General features: G+C 71.8%; 25 protein-coding genes. 13 read left to right on the top strand and 12 right to left on the bottom strand.

Annotation, left to right across the window (positions count from 1 at the left end):
- Nucleotides 1-190: 190 nt before the first annotated feature.
- The 6 genes from ACH4XV_RS19190 to ACH4XV_RS19215 form a co-directional block, all read right to left on the bottom strand.
- Nucleotides 191-1,537: a sulfate adenylyltransferase subunit 1 gene (locus tag ACH4XV_RS19190; protein WP_395791238.1), complete on the bottom strand. Its 1,347-nt coding sequence runs from the start codon at nucleotides 1,535-1,537 to the stop codon at nucleotides 191-193.
- Nucleotides 1,538-1,539: 2 nt separating this feature from the next.
- The gene (gene cysD / locus ACH4XV_RS19195) at nucleotides 1,540-2,466 is read right to left on the bottom strand and encodes a sulfate adenylyltransferase subunit CysD (protein WP_395791240.1); all 927 of its coding nucleotides are present in this window, start codon (nucleotides 2,464-2,466) and stop codon (nucleotides 1,540-1,542) included.
- A 55-nt stretch (nucleotides 2,467-2,521) separates the two neighbouring features.
- The gene (locus ACH4XV_RS19200; RefSeq protein WP_395791242.1) at nucleotides 2,522-3,220 is read right to left on the bottom strand and encodes a phosphoadenylyl-sulfate reductase; all 699 of its coding nucleotides are present in this window, start codon (nucleotides 3,218-3,220) and stop codon (nucleotides 2,522-2,524) included.
- The gene (locus ACH4XV_RS19205) at nucleotides 3,217-3,438 is read right to left on the bottom strand and encodes a hypothetical protein (protein WP_395791244.1); all 222 of its coding nucleotides are present in this window, start codon (nucleotides 3,436-3,438) and stop codon (nucleotides 3,217-3,219) included. Before ACH4XV_RS19205 ends, ACH4XV_RS19200 begins: the two co-directional genes overlap by 4 nt.
- A complete protein-coding gene (locus tag ACH4XV_RS19210; RefSeq protein WP_395791246.1) occupies nucleotides 3,435-5,132 on the bottom strand; it encodes a nitrite/sulfite reductase in 1,698 nt (565 codons plus the stop codon). Before ACH4XV_RS19210 ends, ACH4XV_RS19205 begins: the two co-directional genes overlap by 4 nt.
- Nucleotides 5,133-5,265: 133 nt before the next feature.
- Entirely contained in the window at nucleotides 5,266-5,349 is an 84-nt protein-coding gene (locus tag ACH4XV_RS19215) for a putative leader peptide (RefSeq protein WP_355541009.1), read from the bottom strand.
- A gap of 226 nt (nucleotides 5,350-5,575) precedes the next feature.
- On the opposite strand from ACH4XV_RS19215, the gene ACH4XV_RS19220 reads away from it, so the two are divergent.
- The 3 genes from ACH4XV_RS19220 (at nucleotide 5,576) to rsgA (ending at nucleotide 8,920) form a co-directional block, all read left to right on the top strand.
- On the top strand, nucleotides 5,576-6,106 hold the full coding sequence (locus ACH4XV_RS19220) for a MarR family winged helix-turn-helix transcriptional regulator (protein WP_395791248.1): 531 nt from the start codon (nucleotides 5,576-5,578) through the stop codon (nucleotides 6,104-6,106).
- Between the two features lie 111 nt (nucleotides 6,107-6,217).
- Complete coding sequence (locus tag ACH4XV_RS19225; RefSeq protein ID WP_395791250.1) at nucleotides 6,218-7,585, top strand: YihY/virulence factor BrkB family protein; 1,368 nt, start codon at nucleotides 6,218-6,220, stop codon at nucleotides 7,583-7,585.
- Nucleotides 7,586-7,825: 240 nt separating this feature from the next.
- A complete protein-coding gene (gene rsgA, locus ACH4XV_RS19230; protein WP_395791252.1) occupies nucleotides 7,826-8,920 on the top strand; it encodes a ribosome small subunit-dependent GTPase A in 1,095 nt (364 codons plus the stop codon).
- Between the two features lie 40 nt (nucleotides 8,921-8,960).
- On the opposite strand, the gene yidD is transcribed toward rsgA, so the two are convergent.
- Nucleotides 8,961-9,650, bottom strand: coding sequence for a membrane protein insertion efficiency factor YidD (yidD, locus tag ACH4XV_RS19235; protein WP_395791254.1), 690 nt, complete (start codon nucleotides 9,648-9,650; stop codon nucleotides 8,961-8,963).
- A 99-nt stretch (nucleotides 9,651-9,749) separates the two neighbouring features.
- Here yidD and ACH4XV_RS19240 point away from each other — a divergent pair, with 99 nt between their 5' ends.
- Nucleotides 9,750-10,931 carry an acyl-CoA dehydrogenase family protein gene (locus ACH4XV_RS19240; RefSeq protein ID WP_395791256.1) on the top strand — a complete coding sequence of 394 codons (1,182 nt, stop codon included), beginning with the start codon at nucleotides 9,750-9,752 and terminating at the stop codon, nucleotides 10,929-10,931.
- Between the two features lie 30 nt (nucleotides 10,932-10,961).
- Here the strand turns inward: ACH4XV_RS19240 and ACH4XV_RS19245 are convergent, their stop codons facing one another.
- Nucleotides 10,962-11,465 carry an ATP-binding protein gene (locus ACH4XV_RS19245; RefSeq protein ID WP_395791258.1) on the bottom strand — a complete coding sequence of 168 codons (504 nt, stop codon included), beginning with the start codon at nucleotides 11,463-11,465 and terminating at the stop codon, nucleotides 10,962-10,964.
- Between the two features lie 248 nt (nucleotides 11,466-11,713).
- A complete protein-coding gene (arfB, locus tag ACH4XV_RS19250; protein WP_395791260.1) occupies nucleotides 11,714-12,136 on the bottom strand; it encodes an alternative ribosome rescue aminoacyl-tRNA hydrolase ArfB in 423 nt (140 codons plus the stop codon).
- A gap of 105 nt (nucleotides 12,137-12,241) precedes the next feature.
- Between arfB and ACH4XV_RS19255 the strand changes: the two genes are divergently transcribed.
- The 8 genes from ACH4XV_RS19255 to ACH4XV_RS19290 all read left to right on the top strand — a co-directional run bounded on the left by ACH4XV_RS19255 (nucleotide 12,242) and on the right by ACH4XV_RS19290 (nucleotide 20,621).
- Nucleotides 12,242-14,251, top strand: a complete 2,010-nt coding sequence (locus ACH4XV_RS19255; protein ID WP_395791262.1) for a S9 family peptidase — start codon at nucleotides 12,242-12,244, stop codon at nucleotides 14,249-14,251.
- A gap of 263 nt (nucleotides 14,252-14,514) precedes the next feature.
- Nucleotides 14,515-15,717, top strand: a complete 1,203-nt coding sequence (locus tag ACH4XV_RS19260) for an acyltransferase family protein (RefSeq protein WP_395791264.1) — start codon at nucleotides 14,515-14,517, stop codon at nucleotides 15,715-15,717.
- Between the two features lie 199 nt (nucleotides 15,718-15,916).
- Nucleotides 15,917-16,219, top strand: a complete 303-nt coding sequence (locus ACH4XV_RS19265; protein ID WP_395791266.1) for an urease subunit gamma — start codon at nucleotides 15,917-15,919, stop codon at nucleotides 16,217-16,219.
- Nucleotides 16,220-16,251: 32 nt separating this feature from the next.
- Nucleotides 16,252-16,575, top strand: a complete 324-nt coding sequence (locus tag ACH4XV_RS19270) for an urease subunit beta (protein WP_395791268.1) — start codon at nucleotides 16,252-16,254, stop codon at nucleotides 16,573-16,575.
- On the top strand, nucleotides 16,572-18,293 hold the full coding sequence (locus ACH4XV_RS19275) for an urease subunit alpha (protein WP_395791270.1): 1,722 nt from the start codon (nucleotides 16,572-16,574) through the stop codon (nucleotides 18,291-18,293). Before ACH4XV_RS19270 ends, ACH4XV_RS19275 begins: the two co-directional genes overlap by 4 nt.
- Before the next feature lie 126 nt (nucleotides 18,294-18,419).
- Nucleotides 18,420-19,109 (top strand): urease accessory protein UreF, encoded by a 690-nt coding sequence (locus tag ACH4XV_RS19280; protein WP_395791272.1) that lies wholly within the window; start codon nucleotides 18,420-18,422, stop codon nucleotides 19,107-19,109.
- Nucleotides 19,099-19,824 carry an urease accessory protein UreG gene (gene ureG, locus ACH4XV_RS19285; RefSeq protein WP_395791274.1) on the top strand — a complete coding sequence of 242 codons (726 nt, stop codon included), beginning with the start codon at nucleotides 19,099-19,101 and terminating at the stop codon, nucleotides 19,822-19,824. Before ACH4XV_RS19280 ends, ureG begins: the two co-directional genes overlap by 11 nt.
- Nucleotides 19,821-20,621 carry an urease accessory protein UreD gene (locus ACH4XV_RS19290; RefSeq protein ID WP_395791276.1) on the top strand — a complete coding sequence of 267 codons (801 nt, stop codon included), beginning with the start codon at nucleotides 19,821-19,823 and terminating at the stop codon, nucleotides 20,619-20,621. The genes ureG and ACH4XV_RS19290 overlap by 4 nt, the downstream gene beginning before the upstream one ends.
- On the opposite strand, the gene ACH4XV_RS19295 is transcribed toward ACH4XV_RS19290, so the two are convergent.
- The gene (locus ACH4XV_RS19295) at nucleotides 20,537-22,066 is read right to left on the bottom strand and encodes a PQQ-binding-like beta-propeller repeat protein (RefSeq protein ID WP_395791278.1); all 1,530 of its coding nucleotides are present in this window, start codon (nucleotides 22,064-22,066) and stop codon (nucleotides 20,537-20,539) included. The two genes, ACH4XV_RS19290 and ACH4XV_RS19295, sit on opposite strands and share 85 nt — an antisense overlap.
- Nucleotides 22,067-22,404: 338 nt before the next feature.
- On the bottom strand, nucleotides 22,405-23,571 hold the full coding sequence (locus ACH4XV_RS19300) for an SRPBCC family protein (RefSeq protein ID WP_395791280.1): 1,167 nt from the start codon (nucleotides 23,569-23,571) through the stop codon (nucleotides 22,405-22,407).
- 154 nt (nucleotides 23,572-23,725) lie between these two features.
- Between ACH4XV_RS19300 and ACH4XV_RS19305 the strand changes: the two genes are divergently transcribed.
- Nucleotides 23,726-24,706, top strand: coding sequence for an alpha/beta hydrolase (locus ACH4XV_RS19305; protein WP_395791282.1), 981 nt, complete (start codon nucleotides 23,726-23,728; stop codon nucleotides 24,704-24,706).
- 22 nt (nucleotides 24,707-24,728) lie between these two features.
- On the opposite strand, the gene ACH4XV_RS19310 is transcribed toward ACH4XV_RS19305, so the two are convergent.
- Complete coding sequence (locus tag ACH4XV_RS19310) at nucleotides 24,729-25,163, bottom strand: ATP-binding protein (RefSeq protein WP_395791284.1); 435 nt, start codon at nucleotides 25,161-25,163, stop codon at nucleotides 24,729-24,731.
- Nucleotides 25,164-25,284: the final 121 nt, after the last annotated feature.

Here is a 25,284-nt window from a genome sequence, read left to right on the forward strand (position 1 = left end):
GGCGAAGCCGGTACGGATGGATCTGCGGCGGTATTGGCCGAATTGCGTCCCAAAAACGGACATGCGGGGACCTTCCCTCGGGCCCGCGCCGTCGGGCGCGGGCCGGGATGACGAATGTGATGGGCGACGGGCGAGCGTGCGGACAGGGCTGACGGAGCGTCAAAAGCGGGTGGTCAGACCCGCGTTCGGATCAGCCGTGACATCGGCCCGGCGCGGCGAACGCGGCGCCCGCCATGCCGGCCGTGAGCGTCGAGCCGTCGGCCTCGTCGATCAACAGGAAGGAACCGGTACGGCGGCCGACGGCGTAGTCGTCGAGCGCGAGCGGCTGGGCGGTGCGCAGGACCACCCGCGCGATGTCGTTCGCGCGCAGTTCGGTCGGGTGCTGCTCGTGGCCGAGTTCGCCGTCGATCGGCGCGTCCAGATCCAGCCGGTAGGCGATGTCCTTGACGATCGCCTTGACCGTGCGGGTGGTGTGCTTGAGCAGCACCCGATCGCCGGTGCGCAGCGGCCGGTCGGCGACGTGGCACACGGTCGCCTCCACGTCCTGGGTCGGGGTGGGCGCTTCGTCGATCGGCGCGATCAGGTCACCGCGCGAGACGTCCACGTCGTCGGCGAGCCGCAGGGTGACCGACTCGCCCTGCCGGGCCTGCCGGACCGGGACGCCGAGCCGGTCGATGCCCGCGATCGTGGTGCGCTGCCCCGACGGCAGTACCACCACCTCGTCGTCCTCGTGGAACACGCCGGAGGCGATCTGCCCGGCGTAGCCCCGGTAGTCGCGGTACTCGTCGTCGGACTGCGGCCGCAGCACGTACTGCACGGGGAAGCGCGCGGGCTCCTGCGTCGGGTCGGTCTCGACCGGCACCGTCTCCAGGTATTCCAGCAGCGTCGGCCCGGAGAACCAGTCCATGTGCGAGCTGGGGTCCACCACGTTGTCCCCGCGCAGTGCGGACACCGGGATCGAGCGCACGTCCGGCACCCCGAGCGCCTTCGCGTACTCGGTGAACGTGTTGGCGACCTCGGCGAAGCGCTCCTCGCTGTAGTCGACGAGGTCCATCTTGTTGACCGCGAGCACCACGTGCGGCACCCGCAGCAGCGCCGCCACCGCCGCATGCCGCCGGGTCTGCTCGACCACGCCGTTGCGCGCGTCCACCAGCACCACGGCCAGCTCCGCCGTGGAGGCGCCGGTGACCATGTTGCGCGTGTACTGCACGTGCCCCGGGGTGTCGGCGAGGATGAACCGGCGCCGGGCGGTGGCGAAGTAGCGGTAGGCGACGTCGATGGTGATGCCCTGCTCGCGCTCCGCCCGCAGGCCGTCGGTGAGCAGCGCGAGGTCCGCCTCCTCCTGGCCGCGCTCGTTGCTGACCCGGGTCACCGCCTCCAACTGGTCGCTCAGCACCGACTTCGAGTCGTGCAGCAGCCGGCCCACCAGGGTCGACTTGCCGTCGTCGACGGAGCCCGCGGTGGCCAGTCGGAGCAGGCCCACACGATCGTCGACGGCCGCGCCGGCCGTCGGGGAAATCTCGGACGTCCCACTCATGACTAGAAGTACCCCTCGCGCTTGCGGTCCTCCATCGCGGCCTCGGACATCTTGTCGTCCGCGCGCGTGGCACCTCGTTCGGTCAGCCTGCTCACCGCGATCTCGGCGATGACGTCCGCCACCGTGGCGGCGGGGGAGTCGACGGCACCGGTGCAGCTCATGTCGCCGACCGTGCGGTAGCGCACTACGCGCCGCACGACCGCCTCGCCGGCCCGGGGTCCGCCCCACTCGCCGGGGGAGAGCCACATGCCGTTGCGCTCGAAGACCTCGCGCTCGTGCGAGAAGTAGATCCGCGGCAGCGCGATCTTCTCCCGCTCGATGTACTGCCACACATCCAGCTCGGTCCAGTTCGAGATCGGGAACACCCGCACGTGCTCGCCGACGCGGTGCCGGCCGTTGTACAGCTGCCACAACTCGGGCCGCTGGCGCCGCGGGTCCCACGCGCCGAACTCGTCGCGCAGCGAGAACACCCGCTCCTTGGCGCGGGCCTTCTCCTCGTCGCGCCGGCCGCCGCCGAACACCGCGTCGAAGCGGTTGGCCTCGATCGCCTCCAGGAGCGGCACCGTCTGCAGCGGGTTGCGGGTGCCGTCGGGGCGCTCGCGCAGCCGGCCGTTGTCGATGAACTCCTGCACGCTCGCCACGTGCAGCCGCAGGTTGTGCTCGGCTACCACCGCGTCGCGGTATTCGATGACCTCTGGGAAGTTGTGCCCGGTATCGACGTGGAGGAGTGCGAACGGCACCTGCGCCGGCCAGAAGGCCTTGCGCGCCAGGTGCAGCATGACGATCGAGTCCTTGCCGCCGGAGAACAGGATGACCGGCTTCTCGAACTCGCCCGCCACCTCGCGGAAGATGTGCACGGACTCGGCTTCCAACGCGTCCAGGTGGGTCAGGGCTCCGGGTGCGGTGCCCTTGTCGATCGTCGTGGTCACGCCAACCCCTCCTTCGTCTTCGTCGAGCACGGTGCCGTGGTGCGTATCGGGCCGGTCATGCGTGGATCCCGCACTCGGTCTTGCCCAGGCCGGCCCAGCGTCCCGCGCGGGCGTCCTCGCCGGGGGCGACCCGGCGGGTGCAGGGCGCGCAGCCGATCGAGGCGTAGCCGTCCATCAGGAGCGGGTTGGTCAGCACGCCGTGTTCGGCGATGTAGGCCTCCACGTCGTCCTGGGTCCAGCGCGCGATCGGGGCGACCTTGACCTTGCGCCGACGGGCGTCCCAGGAGACGACCGGGGTGTTCGCCCGGCTCGGCGAGTCGTCCCGGCGCAGGCCCGTGGCCCACGCGCGGTAGTCGGTCAGCGCCCGCTCCAGCGGCGCCACCTTGCGCATCGCGCAACACGCGTCGGGATCACGATCGTGCAGCGCGGGGCCGTACTTCGCGTCCTGCTGGACGACGGTCAGCTCCGGGTGCACGGTGATCACGTTCACGTCGTAGACCGCGTCGACCGCGTCGCGCGTGCCGATGGTCTCGGGGAAGTGGTAGCCCGTGTCGAGGAAGACCACGTCCACCCCGGGGGCGACCTTCGAGGCCAGGTGCGCGACCACGGCGTCCTCCATGGAGGAGGTCACGCACCAGGCCGGGCCGAACTGCTCGTGCGTCCAGGCCAGGATCTCGGACGCGGTCGCGTCCTCCAGTTCGAGCGCAGCCCGGCCGGCGAGCGCTTCGAGGTCGGTGCTCTCGGTGACGGTCATCGGCCCTCCTCCTGTGCGATCGGCTGGTGCGTGTGGTCGGGGTTGTGCCGGGTCGGGAAGACCAGGCCGAGGAACTTCAGCGAGAACGCCCGCCGGCAGGCCGAGCACAACCAGGTGCCGTGCCCCTCCTCGTGCGGACGCAGGTCCTCGTCGCCGCAGAAGGGGCAGTAGAACGGCACGGCCCGTTGGCCCGGCTCGGCACCGCCGGCGGCGCTCACGACAGGTCCGTGTCGGTCGCGCGCACGGCCCACTGGGCGAAGCGCTCGCCCTCGCCGCGCTGTTCCTCGAAGCGACGCAGCACCCGCTCGATGTAGTCGGCCAGCCCGGCCGAGGTCACCTTGAGGCCGCGGATCTTGCGACCGAAGCCGGGGTCGAGGCCCAGACCGCCGCCCAGGTGCACCTGGTAGCCCTCGACCTGCTCGCCGTTCTCGTCCAGGACCAACTGGCCCTTGAGGCCGAAGTCGGCGACCTGGATGCGTGCGCAGGCGTTCGGGCAGCCGTTGATGTTGATCGTGATCGGCTGGTCGAACTCCGGGAGCCTCTGCTCCAGTTCGTCGATCAGCGTGATCCCGCGGCCCTTGGTCTCCACGATCGCCAGCTTGCAGAACTCGATGCCGGTGCAGGCCATCGTGCCGCGCCGGAAGGGGCTCGGGTCCACCCGCAGACCGAGCGCCTCCAGGCCCTCCTTGAGTGAGGCCACCTTGTCCTCGGCGACGTCCAGGATGAGCATCTTCTGCTCGACCGTGGTGCGTACCCGGTCCGACCCGTGCCGTTCGGCCAGGTCGGCGATCTTGCCCAGCGTGGCGCCGTCCACCCGGCCCACGCGCGGGGCGAAGCCGACGTAGAAGCCGCCGCCCTTTTGCGGACGCACGCCGACGTGGTCGCGCCACACCTGCGCGGGCGCGTCCGGCGCGGGGCCGTCGATCAGCTTGCGCTCCAGGTATTCGCTCTCCAGCACCTCGCGGAAGCGCTCCGGCCCCCAGTCGGCGACCAGGAACTTCAGGCGGGCGCGGTTGCGCAGCCGGCGGTAGCCGTAGTCGCGGAAGATCGAGATGACGCCCTCCCAGACCTGCGGCACCTCCTCCAGCGGCACCCAGGCACCCAGTCGGACCGCGAGCTTGGGGTTGGTGGACAGCCCCCCGCCGACCCAGACGTCGAAGCCCGGACCGAACTCGGGGTGCACGACACCCACGAAGGAGACGTCGTTGATCTCGTGCGCGACGTCGAGCAGCGGCGACCCGGAGATGGCGGTCTTGAACTTGCGCGGCAGGTTGGAGTATTCGGGCTTGCCGATGTAGAGGCGGTTGATCTCGTCGATGGCCCAGGTGCCGTCGATGATCTCTTCCTCGGCGATGCCCGCCACCGGGGAACCGAGCACCACGCGCGGGGTGTCGCCGCACGCCTCGGTCGTGGACAGGCCGACGCCCTCCAGGATCCGCCAGATCTCCGGGACGTCCTCGATCCGGATCCAGTGGAACTGCACGTTCTGCCGGTCGGTGATGTCGGCCGTGCCGCGCGCGAACCGCTCGGAGACCTCCGCGATGGCCCGCAGTTGGGCCAGGTTCAGCCGGCCGCCGTCGACCCGCACGCGCAGCATGAAGTATTCGTCGTCCAGCTCGTGCGGTTCGAGCACGCCGGTCTTGCCGCCGTCGATCCCGGGCTTGCGCTGCGTGTACAGCCCCCACCACCGCATGCGTCCGCGCAGGTCGTTGGGGTCGATCGAGGCGAAGCCCCGGTGGGCGTAGACGTTCTCGATGCGGGCTCGCACGTTGAGACCGTCGTCGTCCTTCTTGAACTGCTCGTTCCCGTTGAGCGGTTCACGATGGCCGAGGGCCCACTGACCCTCGCCACGATGGCGAGCGGTCTTGCGGGCGCGGGGACCGCTGCCGGCGGTGTCGGTAGTGGCGGCCATGGGGAGCGTCCTCCGGGCGGATCGGTGGGGGACGCACGGTGGGGCATCCGGCCGCACCCTCGCCGGACCGGCCGTGAGAGTCGTGGTGCCGGTGCGACCGCGCGCCCGGCAGGCTGATGCGGCGGGCGGGTCGTCAGACCGGCGAACAGACGGCGCTGGACATGCGTCCGAGGTCGACGTGGAGTCGACCTACGAGAGCAATACCGGCGCGAGACATGTCGCAAAGATTGACATGGAGCCAGAAACCCGTCCATCAGTGTCCGGGATGCGAACAGCCATCTCATATGATGAACATGCTTGCCCATAATGTGGGATGGGATGATCTTTCGCGGTCGGCGCGGCATGGATCGTCGCCGCGGTTGGTTACGGTACGGGTGGTCGGATCACGCACCCCCGGGCGGTATCACGACCCACGCACCACAGTGGACGAGGAGCTGATCGGTATGCCAGGCGAGATTCTGGGTGTGCCTCGGCGCAGAACGCGCTCCGTTTGTGTGGTCGAGGCCGGCCCCGCGCCCGCCGCCGAGCGGCCCGAGCCGCGGCGCGAGGAGGCGGTCGAGACGCTGCGCTACGCGCTCAACGGCTTCCTGTCCGCGATCCGCGCCGATCGCGCCGGGCGGGCCGATCCGGTCGACGCCGACGCCGCCCGCTATCGCCTGCTCGCGACGCTCGCCGACGAACTCGACCTGGACAACGAGCGGCTGGGCCGGGTGCTCGGGCTGTCCCCGGCCGCGGTGCGCGACCTGCTGGACGTACACGGGCGCGAGGGCCTGGTCGAGGCGGTGCGGGCCGGGCGCGGGCGGGGCGGCTCGGTGGCTCGGCTCACCCCTGCCGGGCGGCGCGAGCTGTACCGGCTCGACGCGCTGTTCCGGGAGAGCTGGGAGAGCGCTTTCGCCGACCTTCCGGCCGAGGAGCTGCGGACCGCGGCCAGGGTGCTCAGCCGGCTTTCCGGGGTGCTGATCCCGAGCCGCTGACCAGCGCGGACCGGTTCGCGCGGCGGTCCGGCGCGACACCTCGCGTCAGGGGTCGTTCACCCGGACGACGACTTGGCGAATGGCGGGCCTCGGGCCGGATACCTTAAAGGGGTGGCAGCGGACTACCAACAACGACCTCGCCTGCGAGGGGCCGGTCGCATCCGGTTGCGGAGCGCACTGTGGCGGATACTCCGCGAAACGGTGATCTCCTGCTTCAACCACCGGGTGACCGGCCTCGCCGCCGAGGCCGGGTTCTTCATGCTGCTGTCCCTGCCCCCGCTGTTGCTCGGCCTGGCCGGCACCGTCGGCTACCTGCACGGGCTGATCGGCGGCAGCACCGTCAACGACCTCAAGGCCGACATCATCAAGGCCTCCGGATCGGTGCTCTCCGACAAGAGCATCGACCAGGTGGTCGTCCCGCTGGTCAACGACGTCTTCGACTCCGGCCGCGCGGACATCATCTCGGCCGGCTTCCTGATCGCGCTGTGGTCCGGCTCGCGCGCGCTCAACGTCTACGTCGACACCATCACGATCATGTACGGCCTGTCCGGCAAGCGCGGCATCGTGCGCACCCGCCTGTTGTCCTTCACGCTGTACGTGGTCGGGCTGCTGCTCGGCATGTTCCTGATCCCGCTGCTGGTGGCCGGCCCGGAGTTGGTGGTCAAGGCGTTCCCACACTTCGAGGGAACGGTGCACATCCTCTATTGGCCGGTCCTGGTGGTGCTCTCGGTCTGCTTCCTGACCTCGCTCTACCACGTGTCCGTACCGGTGCGGACGCCGTGGCGCGAGGACATACCGGGTGCGCTGGTCGCACTGCTGCTGTGCATCGTCGGCAGCTTCCTGCTCCGGGTATACCTGGCCACCACCATCGATGGGCCCACCGTCTACGGCTCGCTCGCGGCCCCGGTCGCGGTGATGGTGTGGATGTACTTCGCCGCCATGGCGGTATTGATCGGCGCCGCCGTCAACGCCGCGATCGACCAGGTGTGGCCGAGCCAGGAGACCGCGCAGGCCCGCGCGGAGCGGGACAAGGAGAAGGCCGCCGAGGAGATCGCCGCCGCGATGGAGCACCTGCGCTCGGGACGGCACCGAGGCACCCCCGGCGACTGGACGCCCGCGGGCGAGCACGACGAGATGGAGGACACCGTCATCCACGGCGAACTCCCCGACCTCGGCGAGCCGCCGTCGGAGTTCCCCGAGCGCTGGGCGATCCACGCGCGCGACGCCAAGCGCGGCGACGCGGGCACGGTCAACGGCCGGGCCAACGGCGCCCGGCGGCCGGCCGAGCCGCAGAACCGCATGCCGTCCCGGCCGCCCCGCCCGCCGGGGCCGCCGCCCACCAACGGCCAGCCGCCCAGCCTGCACATGCCCGCCGGCCAGGAGTTGCCGGGCCTGCCGCTGGACGACACAGCGTGGCCGCCGCGCCCGACCCGACCGGTGCTCGGCGAGCAGGAACACGCTCGACGCGAGCGCCCGTGATGGCCTAGGATTTTCCGAGCGGTCCGCGGGCCGTGAGAAGCGGTGCCCGGAGCGCGGCCCAGAGCCGCACGAGACAGGTGGGAGGTGGATGTCGTGACCACGACCTTGATGACGGTCGCCCGGACGGGCTGGACCTCATACCCCACCCCCATCCTCAGGATCCGCACCGCGTAGCCGCGCCACGTCGTTCGTCGTGACGGCGCGCAGGTCGGCGGATCCGCCCCTCGAAGGGCCACCGGCGTGTCTTCCCAGCAGCACCCCCGTTCCACCTCTTCCTCTTCTTCCTTCCTTCCCGCCTCCGACGTGCTCGCCGCCTACGGCTGGGACGCGGAGCGGGACACCGAATTCGCCCCCTACCGCGGGCACGGCCTCATCCCCGGCCGGATCGCCCGGGTGGACCGCTCGCTGTGCGAGGTGGTCACCGCCGACGGCACCGTGCGTGCCGCGCACGGTGGTGGCGACCTGCCCTGCACCGGCGACTGGGCGGTCCTGGAAACTCCCGACGACGGTCGTGAGCCGTTCGTCGCGGCGCTGTTGACCCGGCGTACGTCCCTGGTGCGTTCACAGGCGTCCGGGCGCTCGGTGGGTCAGGTCCTCGCGGTCAACGTCGACCTGATCGGGGCGGTCGTCCCGCTGGACACGGCCCCCGACCTCGGTCGGCTGGAGCGGTTGCTCACCCTCGCGTGGGAGAGCGGCGCCCGGCCGCTGGTCATCCTCACCAAGGCCGACCTCGCGGCCGACGCCGACGATCTGCGCGCGGACGTCGAGGCGGTCGCGATGGGCGTCGACGTGGTCGTCGCCAGCGCCGTCACCGGCGAGGGCCTGGACGTCCTGGACGCGTACACCGCCGGGCAGACGGTCGCCCTGATCGGCACCTCCGGCGCGGGCAAGTCCACCCTCACCAACGCGCTCGCGGGCACCGAGGTGACCGCCGTCCAGGCGGTGCGCGGCGACGGCAAGGGCCGACACACCACCACCTGGCGCGAGTTGGTACCGCTGCCCAACGGCGGCGTGCTCGTGGACACCCCCGGAATGCGCGGGGTGGGCATGTACGACGTCGGCGAGGGGCTGGATCGCACCTTCTCCGACATCGACGCGCTGGTGGCCGACTGCCGGTTCACCGACTGCACGCACGACAGCGAACCGGGGTGTGCGGTGCTCGCCGCGATCGAGGCGGGCGAACTCCCGCAGCGCCGCCTGGACAGCTATCGCAAGCTGCTCCGGGAGGCCCGGTGGATGGCCTCGCGCGAGGACCACCGCATCCGGGCCGAACGCGCCCGGGAGTGGAAGCTGATCCACAAGGAGATGCGCCGCTCGCCGTCGCCGAAGAAGTGACCCCGGGTCGGGGCGGGCACGGGCCCGCCCCGACCACCGGTCAGCGCGGTCGCCGAGCCGGCCGCGCGGGCGGTACCGGGTCGAAGCCGCCGTTGCCGGGCCGGCAGCGCAGCACTCGGCGGGCGGTCAGGTACGTACCGCGGAGCGCGCCGTGGCGGTGCAGCGCCCGTTTGCCGTAGGTCGAACACGTGGGCGTGAAGGTACAACACGGCGCGGTCTTCGGGCTGATCTCGGTGCGGTAGCGGTCGACGGCGGCACCGAGGCGGCGGGCGGGCGAGCCGGCGCGCGGGCGGAGCAGGCTCGTGAGCGTGATCCACATCAGGCGGAGCGAGAGCAGGTTGAGCAGGCAGGGGTCGCAGCCGCCGCAGCCGTCGCCCCCGCCGCTGCCGCCGCGACCGCCTCCTCCACCGCCTCCACCGCCTCCGCCTCCACCGCCTCCGCCGAAGCAGCCGCCGTCGCCGTCGCGGCTGTCGCGGTTGCGGGTGCCGCCCCGACCGAAGCAGCCACCACCTCCGCCGCCACCGGAGCCGCCTCCGCCGTCACCCCCGCCGCCCCCGGGCAGGTCGCCCAGGCTCTCGCCGGCGCCCTCCGCGAGGTCTTCGCGCCGTTCGCGCCGGCGGCGGTCCTCCTCTTCCTGTTCGAGTCGGCGACGGCGCTCCTCGGGCGTCTCGTCGCTCGGCCCCGTCGCCCCCGCGAAGAGGGGATGCGGTTCGGGCGGCGGCTCGGTCATGGTGGTGCTCTCCCGTGTTCCGGATCTATGTTCGGGGCAATCTATCGAGGCCCGTCCGGACACCGCTCGGGTCTCCCGAACAGCCCAGGAGGCACCCGCATGGCCAAGGCACCCGCGTTCGACCCGGCCGACCCGCTCGGCATCGACGACCTGCTCGATGCCGAGGACCGGGCGATCCGGGACACCGTGCGGCGTTTCTGCGCCGACCACGTCACGCCCTACGTGGCGGACTGGTTCGAGCGCGGCGAACTGCCGTCGGTGCGCGAACTGGCGCGCGGCCTCGGCGGGATCGGGGTGCTCGGGATGACCCTGGACGGCTACGGTTGCGCGGCCACCAACGCCGTGCAGTACGGCCTGGCCTGTCTGGAACTGGAGGCGTGCGACTCGGGGCTGCGTTCGCTGGTATCGGTGCAGGGGTCGCTGGCGATGTACGCGATCCACCGCTTCGGGAGCGAGGAGCACCGGCAGACCTGGCTGCCCCGGATGGCCGCCGGCGAGGCGCTCGGCTGCTTCGGCCTGACCGAGCCCGACCACGGCTCGGACCCGGCGTCGATGCGTACCCACGCCAAGCGGGACGGCGACGACTGGGTGCTGAACGGGCGCAAGATGTGGATCACCAACGGTTCGGTGGCCGAGGTCGCGGTGATCTGGGCGCGCACCGAGGAGGGTGTGCGCGGCTTTGTGGTGCCGACCGACACCCCCGGGTTCGCGGCCGTCGACATCCGGCACAAGATGTCCCTGCGGGCCTCGATCACCAGCGAGTTGACGCTCGACGACGTGCGGTTGCCGGCCGACGCGGTGTTGCCCGACGTGGTGGGCCTGCGCGGTCCGCTGAGCTGTCTGGGCGAGGCCCGCTACGGCATCGTGTGGGGTTCGGTCGGCGCGGCGCGCTCCTGCTTCGAGTCCGCGCTGGACTACGCCCGCACCCGGGAGCAGTTCGGCCGGCCGATCGGCGCGTTCCAGCTGACCCAGGCCAAGTTGGCCGACATGGCGGTGGAGATCGGCAAGGCGCAGTTGCTCGCGCTGCACCTGGGGCGGCGCAAGGACGCGGGCGGGGTACGGCCGGAGCAGATCAGTTTCGGCAAGCTCAACAACGTCCGCGAGGCGATCGCGATCGCCCGCAGCGCGCGCACCATCCTGGGCGCGAACGGCATCTCGCTGGAGTATCCGGTGATCCGGCACATGAACAACCTGGAATCGGTGTTGACCTACGAGGGCACCTCCGAGATGCACACGCTGGTGATCGGCAAGGCGCTGACCGGCCTGGACGCCTTCCACTGAGCCGTCGCGCGATCGCGCCGGCGGGGCCGGTCAGGCGTGGGCGTCCGTGTCCAGGGTGACCCGGATGCTCTTGCCGGCACCGCAGGACACCACGTCGATCCGGCCGCCGAGTTCGGCCACCATCAGTTTCACGATCATCAGACCGCGCCCGTCCTCGGAGTCCGGCCCCGTCTCCAGGAGCGCGTGCGGGCGGAAGGGATGTCCGTCGGCGACCTCGAGGCGGATCTCGGCGCCGCCGTGGGCCGCGGTGATCCGGATCCGGTCGGTACGGATCGCCGCGTGGCGTACCGCGTTGGACGTCAGTTCGGTGGCGATCAGGAGCAGGGTGTCGGTCAGCTCCTCGGCGACCCCCCAGCCGTGTAACAGGTCGCGCAGGCGGTGCCGGACCTCCGGTACGCCCGCGACGGTGGGCGCGATGGTCCAGCGCACGAACACCGGCCCGGGCGGGTGTTCGTGATCGGGCTCGCGGTGGTGGTTCGTCGAGGTGCGCCGCTCGTGCCGAGCGCGGGCACGGGCCCGCCCGACGGCGGTCACGGATGACTCCACGAGTGGTACGCGACGGGAGGGAGCGTGGGTCGCGGTGGGTGTGGCGCACGTGCGGGGGAGGGCATCCCGGAGTCCTTCGCTTCGTTCGCTGCGGTACGCGGCACTGGCCGGCGTTCGAAGTCTGCGATGGCGAATCGTGCTCATGCGCCGGTTTTCCGGGTGTGATCCGGAATGCTTCGGTAAGTGACGCTTCATCTCGACTTTGCGTCCGCTTCGGAGCCTGTTCGGACCCGGGATCAGTCTCCGGTCGAGCGGCGCAGTCGTTTGATCTCACTGCGGTGGTGCTTGTTGCGCAGCCTGCGCTCGCGCATGCCGCGCGTGGGTTTGGTCGGTCGCCGGGGCGGCGGGGGCGGTGCCGTGGCCTCGACCAGGATGTCGGCCAGGCGCCGGGCGGCGGTTTGTCGGTTCATCAGTTGCGAGCGCTGCTCGGACGAGGCCACGGTGAGCACGCCGTCGACCAGACGACCCTCCAGGCGGCGCAGCGCGCGCTGCTTGAGCACGTCGGGCAGCGCGGTGGTGGCGCCCAGGTCGAAGGACACCTCGGCGCGGCTGTCCGTGGTGTTCACCGACTGTCCGCCGGGGCCGGAGGAACGGGAGAACCGCCACGACAGCTCGGCGACGGGTATCGGCACGCCGCGAATGTCGAGATCTGTCGTCATACGCACATGATCCCGCGTGCACTCGGCCGGGGTCGACCGGGTTTTCCGGGGGTTTTCCCGGGGCCGCCGGATGCTTTCCCGGCGTGGGACGGCGAGGATCGTGGGATGAGTGCCGACATGAACGCGGAACAGACGCAGGCATACGGTTCCTGGCCCTCGCCGATCACGGCCGAGCGGTTGGTGGAGGGGGCGGCCAGTCCCGGGGAGATTCGGGCCGACGGGGAAGAGGTGTGGTGGGCCGAGGCGCGGCCGACCGAGGGCGGGCGCGTGCAATTGGTGCGCCTGCGTCCGGGCGGGGCACCGGAGGACGTGTTGCCGGAGGGTTTCTCGGCGCGGACCCGGGTGCACGAGTACGGCGGCGCGGCCTGGACGGTCCGGGGCGGCGTGTTGGTCTTCGCGAACTGGACCGACCAGCGGTTGTACCGGCTGGGTCCCGGCGACGACGCGCCTGTGGCGATCACCGCCGAGCCGCGGGAGCCGGCGGGGCTGCGCTACGCGGACTTCACCGTCGTGCCCGCGGGGCAGTGGGGGGCGGGGGAGTGGCTGGTCGCGGTGCGCGAGAGCCACGAGCCGGCCGCGGTCGAGGCGCACGGCGAGGCGGTCAACGAGATCGTCGCCCTGCCGCTGGACGGTACGCAGCCGGCGCGGGTCCTGGTCACCGGGCCGGACTTCGTCTCCTCGCCGCGACCGGCCGCCGACGGCTCGGCACTGGCGTGGACCCAGTGGTCGCACCCGGACATGCCGTGGGACGCGGCCGAGTTGATGGTCGCCGCGGTCGAGGCGGGACCGCGCACGACCGGCGCGCAGGCGGTCGCGGGTGGTGGACGCGAGTCGGTGGTGCAGCCCGAGTGGGGTCCCGACGGGGCGTTGTGGTTCGCCTCGGACCGCACCGGGTGGTGGAACCTGTACCGGGTCGGCGCGGGCGGTCAGGTGGAGGCGGTGGCGCCGGTCGAGGCCGAGATCGGCGGGCCGCAGTGGGTGTTCGGCGAGCGGTTCTACGCCTTCCTCGACGACGGCCGGATCGCCTGCACGGTCAACGCGGGCGGCTTCGTGCACCTGGGTGTGCTCGATCCGACCCGCCCGGAGGAGCCGCCGACGCGGGTGGAGACCGGGCTGACCTGGTTGTCCGACCTGGCCGCGGTGTCCGGCGGGGTGTTGGTGATCGGGGGCGGTCCGGACGACGAGGACGCGCCGCGCCGGGTCCGGCTCGCGCCCACCGGAGGCACCGCGCTCCAGATCGAACGGTTGCGTCCGGCCCGGGACTTCGGCTTCGACGCCCGGTGGTTCAGCCCGCCGCGGCCGATCGAGTTCGACTCGCCGGCCGGGCGCACCGCGCACGCGCTGTTGTACCTGCCGAAGAACCCGAACGCGCAGGCGCCCGCGGGTACGCTGCCGCCGCTGATCGTCTCCATCCACGGCGGCCCGACCGCGCAGGCGCCGGCGGTGCTCAACCTGCGGATCCAGTACTGGACCAGCCGCGGGTTCGCGGTGGCCGACGTGAACTACGGCGGCAGCACGGGATACGGCCGGGAGTACCGCAACCTGCTGTACGACTCGTGGGGCATCGTCGACGTGGAGGACTGCACGGCGGTGGCCCGGCACCTGGCCGACACGGGTGTCGTGGACGGCACGAAGCTGGCCATCCGGGGTGGTTCGGCGGGCGGGTACACCACGCTGGCCGCACTGGTGGGCAACGACGTCTTCACCGCCGGCGCCAGCCACTTCGGCGTCGCCGACATCGCGGCCCTGGCCCGGCACACGCACAAGTTCGAGTCGCGCTACCTGGACCGCCTGGTCGGCCCGTATCCGGAGGCCGAGGCGGTGTATCGGGACCGTTCGCCGATCAACCACACCGACCGCCTGTCCAGCCCGTTGGCGGTCTTCCAGGGCCTGGAGGACGAGGTGGTGCCGCCGGCGCAGGCCGAGATGATCGTGGCGGCGCTGAAGGAGAAGAAACTCCCCTACGTCTACCTGGCGTTCGAGGGCGAACAACACGGCTTCCGTCGGGCGGAGAACATCATCCGCGCGCTGGAAGCCGAACTCTGGTTCTACGGACGGGTCTTCGACTTCGATCCGGCCGACCCGATCGAGGTGCCCCCGGGCGGCGGGTTCTGAGCCGGGGACATCCGACCCGGGTGCGGCGTCCCGCCGGGGTTCGTCCCGGCGGGACGCCGCACCCGGCGTGGCCGCACGGCGCCCGGGACCGTCGCGACGCCCGGCCGGGGCTTCGGGATCGGGTCCACCGAGCGGGCGAGTCCCCGTTCCGCCGGCCGGGCGGAGTTCGGGCATCGGGGCGGATGTCGTGGGGTGGTTTGGGATAGCGTCGGCTCGCATCCGGTATCTCGACCCATCTCGTCTCTCTCGTGAGAAAGCCGATCATGTCGACTTCGCCCGAAGCGCCCGTCCAAGAACGATCGCCCAGCGCGTCGGAGGAGAGCCGGCCGACCGGATCGCCGGCCCCGGCCGAGCCCCGGCACGAGGGCCGCTCGCGGTTGTACGCGCTCGACGTGTTTCGACTGTTCGCCGCGCTCGCGGTGTTGTCCTTCCATTGGACGGCGGACGCGGGCGTCCCGGAGATCTGGGGCGGTCGCGCCCCGCAGGACTTCATCCCGAACGTCGCCCGGATCACCCGGTTCGGCTGGCTCGGGGTCGAACTGTTCTTCCTGATCAGCGGCTTCGTGATCTGTATGAGCTCCTGGGGGCGGCGCGCCGGCGACTTCGCCGTGTCCCGCGTCGTGCGGCTGTATCCGGCGTTCTGGGCGGCCATCGTGCTCACCGCGACGGTGTTGCACGTCGCGCCGGATCTCGGCCGGCCGGGCGCGCGGGACGGCATCGACCTCAGGACCGTGCTGGTGAACTTCACCATGTTCGAGGGCCGGATGGGCGTCAAGGACGTCGACGGCGTCTACTGGACGCTCTGGCTGGAGCTCCAGTTCTACCTCCTGTTCGCGATCGTGGTGGCGATGGGCCTGACCTATCGCCGCGTGCTCGCCTTCTGCGGGATCTGGTTGGTGGTGGCGCTGCTGGCGAACGGCTCCGGGGCGCCGATCGTGGAGGAAGTCGCGATGGTGCGCCAGGCGCCGTACTTCGTCGCCGGGGTGACGATGTATCTGATGCATCGTTTCGGGCCGAATCTGCTGCTGTGGGCCGTGGTCGGCTTCACCTGGCTGATGGCGCTCGCCGACGTGCCGGGTCTGAAGAAGGTCTATGACGACGCGGTCGGCCACCCGATGTCGGCGACGGCCGTGTCGGTGGGCATCACGCTGGCCTATGCGGCGGTGCTCGCCGCGGCGCTCGGGTACCTCGACTGGGTGCGGTGGCGGCGGCTGGCCGTGTTCGGCGCGCTGACCTACCCCCTGTACCTGATCCATCAGGAAGCGGGCTGGACGCTGATCCACTGGCTGCGCGACAGGGGACTCGGCGACCGCGGGGCCATCGCGGTGGCCCTGGTCGTCGCGCTGACCGTGGCCTATCTGCTGCACCGTCTGGTCGAGCGCCCGCTGAGCCGGGTCATGAAGCGCGGCTTCGACACGTCGCTCAAGAGCATGCGCACAGCCTCCGACCCCGCCACACACGGGTAGTTGCGCCACGCGCCGCCGACCGGGCCTGTGCGCGGGCCCGGCGCCGGAACCTCGACCACGTCGTGGACCCGCGCGATAGGCCGTTGTGGTGAGGCGTGAGCGGTTGGATACGTTCCGTTAACATTGGCTCCTTCGGCGGGAAACACGGGGTGGTCAGGCTTGGGCAACGAGTCGGTACGGCCCCGGAGGAGGTTGCCGCGTGTTGTTGACGCCGCATGAGCGGGAGCGGTTGATGGTGTCCTACGCCGCCGAGCTGGCGGAGCGGCGGCGGGCTCGGGGGTTGCGGCTGAACCATCCCGAGGCCACTGCGGTGTTGGCTTCGTTTTTGCTTGAAGGGGCTCGGGACGGGCGGTCTGTGGCGGACCTTCAGGAGGCCGGGCGGCATGTGCTTGGGCGGGACGATGTGATGGACGGGGTTCCGGAGTTGGTGGCCGAGGTGCAGGTGGAGGCGACCTTTCCGGACGGGACGAAGTTGGTCACCGTGCATCGGCCGATTCCGTGAGTGGGGGTAGGGCTCGGCGGTCGTTGGCGGCCGTGGTGCCTGGTGAGGTTTTGCTGGGCTCGGGGGAGATTGTGCTCAATCCCGGGCGGGCCGTGGTGACGTTGATGGTGCTGAACGCCGGGGATCGGCCCGTGCAGGTGGGGTCGCATCTGCATTTTCCGGCGGCCAACGACGCGTTGGAGTTCGATCGGGACGCGGCCTGGGGGCATCGGTTGCATGTGCCGGCCGGGACCGCGGTGCGGTTCGAGCCGGGTGTCGGGCGCGAGGTGGAGTTGGTGCCGCTCGCGGGGGCGCGCGTGGTGCCGGGGCTGCGGGTCGGTCGCGGGGGCGAGTTGGATCGGGAGGGCTCTCGGTGACGGCCGTCGATCGGCATCGGTATGCGCTTCTGTACGGGCCCACCACCGGGGATCGCATTCGGCTGGCCGATACCGAGCTGCTTGTGGAGGTGACCGAGGATTTGACTCGGCCGCTCGGGGCTGCCGGGGACGAGGTGATCTTCGGTGGGGGGAAGGTGATTCGGGAGTCGATGGGGCAGTCGCTTCGGACTCGGGCCGAAGGGGCTCCCGATACCGTGGTCACCGGGGCGGTGATCCTGGATCACTGGGGCGTCGTCAAGGCCGACGTCGGCATCCGGGACGGCCGCGTGTGCGGGATCGGCAAGGCCGGCAACCCCGACACGATGGACGGGGTGCATCCCGACCTGGTGATCGGGCCGTCCACCGAGATCATCGCGGGCAACGGGCGCATCCTGACCGCCGGCGCCGTGGACTGCCACGTGCATCTGATCTCGCCGACGCAGTTTCCCGAGGCGTTGTCCGCCGGGGTGACCACCATGGTCGCCGGCGGGACCGGTCCTGCCGAGGGATCGAAGGCGACCACCGTCACGCCCGGTGCGTGGCATCTGGCCCGCATGCTGGAGGCGTTGGACGGCGTACCGATCAACTTCGTGCTTCTCGGCAAGGGCAACACCGTGTCCGAGGAGGCTCTGTGGGAGCAGATCCGGGCCGGCGCGGGCGGGCTCAAGCTGCACGAGGACTGGGGTTCGACCCCGGCCGTGATCGACGCCGCGCTGCGCGTGGCGGACGCGGCCGGCATCCAGGTCGCGCTGCACAGCGACACGCTCAACGAGACCGGCTTCGTGGAGGGCACGCTGGCCGCGATCGGCGGGCGCACCATCCACGCCTACCACACCGAGGGCGCCGGAGGTGGACACGCGCCCGACATCATCACCGTCGCGGGACTGCCCAACATCCTGCCCTCGTCCACCAATCCGACCCGGCCGCACACCGTCAACACGGTCGAGGAGCACCTCGACATGTTGATGGTCTGCCACCACCTGAACCCGGCCGTCGCCGAGGACCTGGCGTTCGCCGAATCGCGGATCCGCCCCTCGACCATCGCCGCCGAGGACGTGCTGCACGACCTCGGCGCCATCTCCATGATCGGCTCGGACAGCCAGGCGATGGGCCGGGTCGGCGAGACCGTGCTGCGCACCTGGCAGACCGCGCACGTGAACAAGGTCCGGCGCGGTTCGCTGCCCGGCGACGGGGCCGCGGACAATCTGCGGGCCCGGCGGTATGTGGCCAAGTATACGATCTGCCCGGCGGTCGCCCACGGACTCGACGACGAGGTCGGCTCGGTCGCCGTCGGCAAGCTCGCCGACCTGGTGTTGTGGGACCCGAGATTCTTCGGCGTGCGTCCGCATCTGGTGGTCAAGGGCGGGGCGATCGCGTGGGCCGCGATGGGCGACGCGAACGCGTCGATCCCGACCCCGCAACCCGTGCTGCCCAGGCCGATGTTCGGCGCTACGGCGCGCACCGCGGCGGCCACTTCGGTGCACTTCGTGGCGCCGGCGGCCCTGGAGGACGGGCTCGCGGGACGGCTGAACCTCGATCGTCGACTCGTGCCCACCGGCGACGTGCGAGGTCGGGGCAAGTCGGCCATGCCGCTCAATGACGCCATGCCGCGCATCGAGGTCGATCCCGAGACGTTCTGCGTCCGGGTGGACGGCGAGAAGGTGGTCGCCGCGCCGGCCGGAACCCTGCCGATGGCCCAACGTTATTTCCTTTTCTGATTGCGCACGCTTGCTTCTTGACGGAGGGTCAGGGAAAGCTGACTCACCGTCAGGAGAGAGAACTGTGACTGCGGTGACCGGCCGGGACCGACATCGACACGTTACGACCAGTAAGAGGTGGTACTGATGGGTGCTGGACTGCTCCTGCTCGGGGATTCACGGTTGCCCGCCGGCGGCTACGCGCACTCCGGCGGTCTGGAGAACGCGGTCCTGCGCGGCGAGGTGCACGATCTCGACACGCTCACCGAATTCCTGCTCGGCAAGCTCTACTCCACCGGCGCGGTACAGGCGGCCTTCGCCGCCGTCGCCGCGCTGACCGCCGGCCCCTATACGCTGCCCGAACACGGGCCCTGGGCCGAACTCGACGCCGAACTCGACGCCAGGACCGCGTCGGCGCCCGCCCGGGCCGCCTCGCGCGCGCAGGGCCGGTCGTTGCGCCGGGTGGTCAAGGCCGCCTGGCCCACCGAGCCGTGGACTGCGCTCGGGGTGTCCCCGCACCACGCGATCGTGCTCGGCGCCGCGGCCACCCGGGCCCGGCTGGACGCGCGCGAGGCGGCCGTGCTGGCCGCCACCAACGTGGTCAACGGACCGGCGGCCGCCGCGGTGAAACTGCTCTCCCTCGACCCGATCTCGGTCACCGTGGTGCTCGCCGAAATGGCCGGGCACTGCGACCAGGTGGCGGAGGAGGCCGCCGACGCGGCGCGCACCGTCTCCGCCGACGGCGACTGGGACCGGCTGCCCTGCTGGTCCGCCGTGGGCCTGGACGTCTGCCACGAACTGCACGTCCAGGAGGAGGTCGTCCACTTTGCATCTTGACCACACACCCGGCAACGGCGGGCCGTCGGCGCACCCGACACGCCCGGAGCCCGCGGCGCCCGGCACACGCGCGTTGCGGATCGGCGTCGGCGGTCCCGTGGGGTCCGGCAAGACGGCGCTGGTCGCCGCGCTGTGCCGGGTCCTCGCGGAGCGGTTCTCGCTCGCCGTCGTCACCAACGACATCTACACCACCGAGGACGCCGACTTCCTGCGCGCGGCCGGGGTGTTGGCGGCGGATCGGATCGCCGCGGTGCAGACCGGCTGTTGCCCGCACACCGCGGTGCGCGACGACATCAGCGGCAACCTGGACGCGGTCGAGGACCTGGAGGCGGCGCATCCGGACCTGGACCTGGTGCTGATCGAATCCGGCGGGGACAACCTGACCATGACGTTCAGCCGGGGACTGGCCGACGTACAGATGTTCGTCATCGACGTGTCCGGCGGCGACAAGGTCCCGCGCAAGGGCGGCCCCGGCGTGAGCCGTTCCGACCTCCTGGTGATCAACAAGACGGACATCGCCCCGCAGATCGGCGCCGACCTGGCGGTGATGGACCGGGACGCGGCCCGGATGCGCCCCGGCACCCCGGTGGCCTTCCTGTCCTTGCGCGAGACCCCGGACGCGGACGTGGTCGCCGCGTGGGTGCTCGACCAGATCGCCGCGTGGCGGGCGGGCACCCCCGTCCCCGCGGCGCGCCCGGCCACGGTCGGCGGGTGAGGGCGTCCGCCCTGATCCGCGCGGAGGTTCGGCACGGCCGCTCGGTGGTGACCCGACTGCGCGGACAGGTGCCGTTGGCGCCGCGCGAGGTGTCCGTACCCGGGCCGATCCCCGAGGTGGTCCTCGTCGGCGGCGCGGCCGGCCCGATCGGCGGCGACGACCTGGCGGTGCGGGTCGAGGTGGGGCCGGGCGCCCGGCTGCGGATCCGGACCGCCGCCGCCGCGGTGGTGCTGATCGGCGACGGCACCCCGGCCCGGCAGCGGGTCGACCTGGTGATCGCCGCCTGCGCCGTCCTCGACTGGTCGCCCGAGCCGGTCGTGGTCGCCGCGCGGGCCACGTTCCACACCGCCGTGCACGCCGAACTCGCCGAGGACGCAAGTCTGTTCGCCCAGGAGACGCTGATCCTGGGCCGGGCCGGCGAACCCTGCGGCGACGTGCTCTCGCATTGGGACGCGGTGGTGGCCGGGCGGCCGGTGCTGCGTCAGCGGAGCGCATACGGCCCCGCCGCGCCGCCGGGGTGGCGGGGACCGGCCGGCACCGCCGGCGGGACCGTGGTGGGCACCCGGCTGACCCTGCCCGCCCCGGCCGAACCGGCGTCGAGCGCCCCCGGACGCGCGGTGTGCGCGTTGGTCGGAGGCGGCCGGCTGATCACGGTGACCGCGGCCGACGCGCCGGCCGCCCATGCCGCGCTCGCCGCCGCGACCCGGGCGGATCAGGTCTCCAGCGCGACCAGTTCGGACCCGGCCGTACCCAGGAGCAGCACCTTGCCGGCCCCCGCCGGGGCGGCGGTCAGGTAGGTCGGCAAGCCGTGCCGCCAGTGCCGCCCGCCGGTGACCGGGTCGAACGCGTACAGCGTGTCGGTGCCGCCGGCATAGGCGGTCCCGTTCACCAGGGCCACCGGACTGGGCACCCGCGCGCCGGTGGGCTGCCGCCAGCGCTCCCGGCCGGTGCGCGCGTCGAGCGCGTACAGCGCGCCGACGTCGGTGGTGTAGACGAGGTTCTCGGTCACCACCGGGACGGTCATGTCCGGGGCGCCCTGGAAACGCCACCGCACCTCGCCGGTCGACACGCTCAGCGCCACCAGCGTGAAGCCCGACACCACGTAGACCAGATCGCCCATCGCGCGCGCCGGGCGGGCGATCGGCGAGTCGAGCCGGGTCGACCACCTCGGCTCCCGGCGATCGTCGCGGATCGCGCCGACCGTACCGTCGCTGTGGGTCAGGTACAGGAAGTCGCCGCCGGTCTCCGAGACGGCCGGCATCACCCCGCCGTGTGGTGTGCCCTCGCTCCACTGCCAACTCTGCGCGCCCTGCGTCATGTCGATGCCCACCACCCGGTCGTCCCGGGTGCCGACCACCAGGGACGAGCCGTACAGCACCGGCGCGCCGAGGATCTGGTCGCCGGCGTGCTGCTGCCACAGCCGCTCGCCGGTGCTCGGATCGAGCGCGGTGACCTGTCCGGCCACGCAGGCCAGGAACATCGCGGTGCCGGAGACCACCGGCTGGGACCAGACCATCGACTCGGTCCGCGCCGTCCACAGCGCGACCCCGGTCTCGGTGCCGACTGCCATCACCACGTTGTCCGTCGTGGTGCAGTAGGCGACGTTGTCGAAGACCTGAAGGGTGGTCACCCGGCCCTCCACCGAACGCCGCCACCGCGTCCTGGGGCGCGAGCCACCGCCCCCGGCATAGCGCGCGAAGGCGACGCCGGCGGAGGTCACGGTGGCCGCGGTGAGCGCGAAGCCGCCCCCGACGAGCAGGCGCCGACGAGTCAACCCGCGCCCGGTCGGCGGCTCCTGCGCGCGGGCCTCCTGCGGTACGTCGGCACTGTCGTCCACCCCGGCGGGCACCGTCAGCACGGCGGGCCTCGGGGTGAGCACCCGGTCCACGTCCACCGCCGTCGGGCGCCGCCCGGGATCGGGGTCGAGGCAGCGGCGCAGCAGCGGGCCGAGTTCGCCGGAGGACGTACCGCCGCCGGCCAGGGTGATCAGGGTTCCGAAGGCGTACACGTCCTCCGACGGATCGCCGCCGTCGTCCGTGTCGGCGCGGCCAGCGAACCCGGTCACGCGCGGGCCGTACGGGGTGAGCAGGACCTGGTCCGCACCGAGCCGGCCGTGCACGAGGCCGATCGCGTGCACTCGGGCCAGCGCGTCGGCGATACCCGCCGCGACCTCGCGTAACGGCCCCTCGGCGAGTGGGCCGTCGTGGTCGAGCACTTCTTCGAGCGTGCGCACCCCGGGCATCGCCCACGCCCCTTCGGGACCCGTCGACGTGCTTGCTGGAGAGCAGAGTAGGACCTGCGGCACGGCACGGGTAGAGCGGGGAAAAACGATCCGGAAACGGTTCGTGCGCCCGCGCCGCGCACACCCGCCGCGCGGGCTCGGGGCGGCACGGGATTCGGGCACAGAGGAGGGATTCGGGCAAAAGAAAAGGAGGCGCCCGGCCAAAGGCGCCTCCTTCGCGAACCGCACAGCGTTTCGCGAGCGGGACGATCATAACCCGACGGCGCCCGGACTCCCGCCTCGCCCGCCCTGTCCGGTGCTCCGCCCGCCGCCCCGTCCGCCCGTCCCGTCCCCAGCCGTCAGTTCCCGGCCGTGACGAGCGCGTCGTCCCACACCCGGTGCCAGTGCGCCACCGCCGACTCGCCCATGCCCACGACCATCGTCGGCAGCCCCCCGTCGAACCCGCGCTGGCAGGACTCGGCCCCCGGGAAGTCCTCGGTGACCAGTACCCGCTTGTTGGTCTCGTGGTTGGCCCTGGCGGTGGCGATGCTCTGCTCGCCGAGCGGCTCCCAGGTGCCCTCGGTCATGTGCACGACCGACCGGTTCGGCCGATTGCCGGGGTAGATCCGCAACATCGTGGTGCTCAGCGGGCTCTCGATCAGCACGGTCGAGGGCAGCACGGTCTGCACGTTGACCATCGGCAACCGCGCGGGCCAGGACTCCTCGGGCACCTCGGCCAGCTGCTCGAAGCCGACGATCGGCACCGCGAAGCGGGTGTGCGGTCCCCACGTGTCGACGATGCCGTGGTTGAGCACGATGCCGTCGATCGTCGCGGTGTGCAGGAACGGTACGTGGTAGGCCTCGACGTTGACGTCGACGGTGAGCTTCCAGTTGCAGTCGAGTTCGAACCGCTCGCTCACCACCGCTCGGGTCCGGTCGTAGGGGAAACCGGCGTAGGCGTCCGCCAGTTCGTCCAGCGCGCCGGTCACCTCGACCTCCGGCCGCAGGCCGACCACGACCAGGCCCGCGGACAGCGCGACCGGGAGCCGGCGCAGCCCGAACCGTTTCGGGTCGATGCCCGGGAACTGCGGACGCGACGGCAGGCCGGTGAGTTCGCCGCCGTTGCCGAACGTCCATCCGTGGTAGCCGCAGCGGAAGCGCTGCGCGCTGCCGCAACCGGTCCCCGACAACCCCTCCGTCTCGGGCGCGTCCCGGCTGACCCGCATCCCCCGGTGGGTGCACGCGTCCAGGAACGCGTGCAGCTCGCCGTCCCGGTCGCGGGTGACCAGGACGGGCACGCCGTCCACGTCGCGCGCGATGAAGTCGCCCGGTTCGGCCACCTCGCCCGCCCATCCGATCACCTGCGGCGTGCGTCGGAACAACACCTCGCGCTCGCGGGCGTGCCGGACCGGATCGGTGAAGACCGAGCCGTCCAGGACGACGGGGGCCGCGCCGAGGTCGAGCGTGCGGCGGGTGATGTGCTCGATGATGCGCCGCCCGGTGGCGACCACGTCCTGGTGCTTCATGGGTGACTCCGTTGTCCCGTAGGGGTGAATATCCGCGACGGGTGGGCGTCCGTACTCCGACCTCGTCTCTGTTACACCGTTACATTGTTGGTCGGGGGTGATACCCCGTCAATGTCCGGCGAGGTGATGTGGTGTCATCGGGGGGCAATCGCACGTGGAGGTCAGCACCATGCCCGGCCGGGTCGAGAACGTTGGCTATGACATCGCGGGTACGACCCTGTCGGGTCTGCTCGCCCGACCCGAGGCCGGCGTCCGCCCGCGCGGGTTGCTCCTGGCGATCCACGGCGGTGGTTCCCGCGCCGCCTACTGGCATCGCGACGGCGCCCCCGACGGCTCGCTCCTGCTGCTCGGCGCGGCGCTCGGCTGGAGCGTGCTCGCGATCGACCGCCCCGGGTACGGCGCGTCCGCGGGCCTGGACCGGGCCCGTCAGGGACTCGACGCGCAGGCGGAGGCCCTGTTCGCCCTCGTCGAGGAACTGACGACGGGGGCGCTCGACGCGGCGCCCGATCCCGGAGAGGTCCCCGGCGGCGACCCCGACCCCGCCGACCCCGCCGCGCCGGCGCGCCTGCCCGTGTTCGTCGTCGCGCACTCGATGGGCGCGGTCCTGGCGCTGCGCATGGGCGCCGACAAGCGTGGCCACGATCTGCTCGGCCTGGCCGTCGCGGGCGTGCCGCTGCGGTACACCCCGGCCCGGCTCGCCGAGTTCGCCGCCGTCCCCACCGACGGCGACTTCGTGCCCTCGACCGGAGGCGCCGCCCCGGACGCCTTCTTCGGGCCGCCGGGGTCCTACGATCCCGCGCTGTTGACCCGGGCGGGTCGGGTGGTGGCGCCGGTGCCGATGGCCGAGTTCGTGGATGTGCGGGAGAGCCCGAACACGCTGCCGGACGTGCTCGCGAGGGTGACGCCGGCGGTGCACTGGACCGTCGCCGAGTTCGAGCGGTCCCACCCGTCGGGACCCGAAGTACCGGCTCTGGCACGGGAGTCGCTGCGCCGGGCGCGCACGGTGGAGACGTACACCCAGCGCGGCGTGGGGCACAACATCAGCCTTCACCACGCCGCGCGCGCCTATCACCTGCGGGTGTTGGCCTTCGCCGAGGAGTGCCTGCTCGCGGTCGCCGGATCGACCGCCCGCTGAGCGTGCCCCGGCCGGTGCGCGGCTACGGCGCGTGGGGCAGGGTGAACCACACCACCTTCCCCGGCGGGAGTCGGTCGGCGCCCCACGCGTGCGCCAGGCCGTCGATCATCCGCAGTCCCCGGCCCGATTCCTCGTCCCAGTCGCCGACCCGGGCGATCGGCATGCGCGGCGACGAGTCGCGCACCTCCACCCGCAGCAGGTCGCCGTCGTGCAGCAGGGTGAGCGCGTGCCAGGCGCCGGGACCGACGTGCACGAGCACGTTGGTCAGCAGTTCGGTCAGCAACACCTCTGCCACGTCGACCAATTCGGCCAGGCCCCAGTCGTGCAGAACCTTGCCGGTGGTCCGGCGGGCACGGCCCACCGCCGGTGCCGAGGCGGCCAGCTGAACGCAATAGTGACGGACGTCCTCCGCCATCACCGGCATGTCGACCTCCGGACGTGCGGCAGGGGGTCGCACGATCCGGAACATGCACCCAGAGCGACCCGTGGACAACAGTAAGTCATGACCGGCATGGAGCGTGCCGGCCGACAACGAGTGTGCAACTCCCACTCTTGGATGCACGGGAAGATTCCGGTAG

The organism is Embleya sp. NPDC020630, from assembly GCF_044334985.1.
In the GTDB taxonomy this organism is placed as follows: domain Bacteria; phylum Actinomycetota; class Actinomycetes; order Streptomycetales; family Streptomycetaceae; genus Embleya.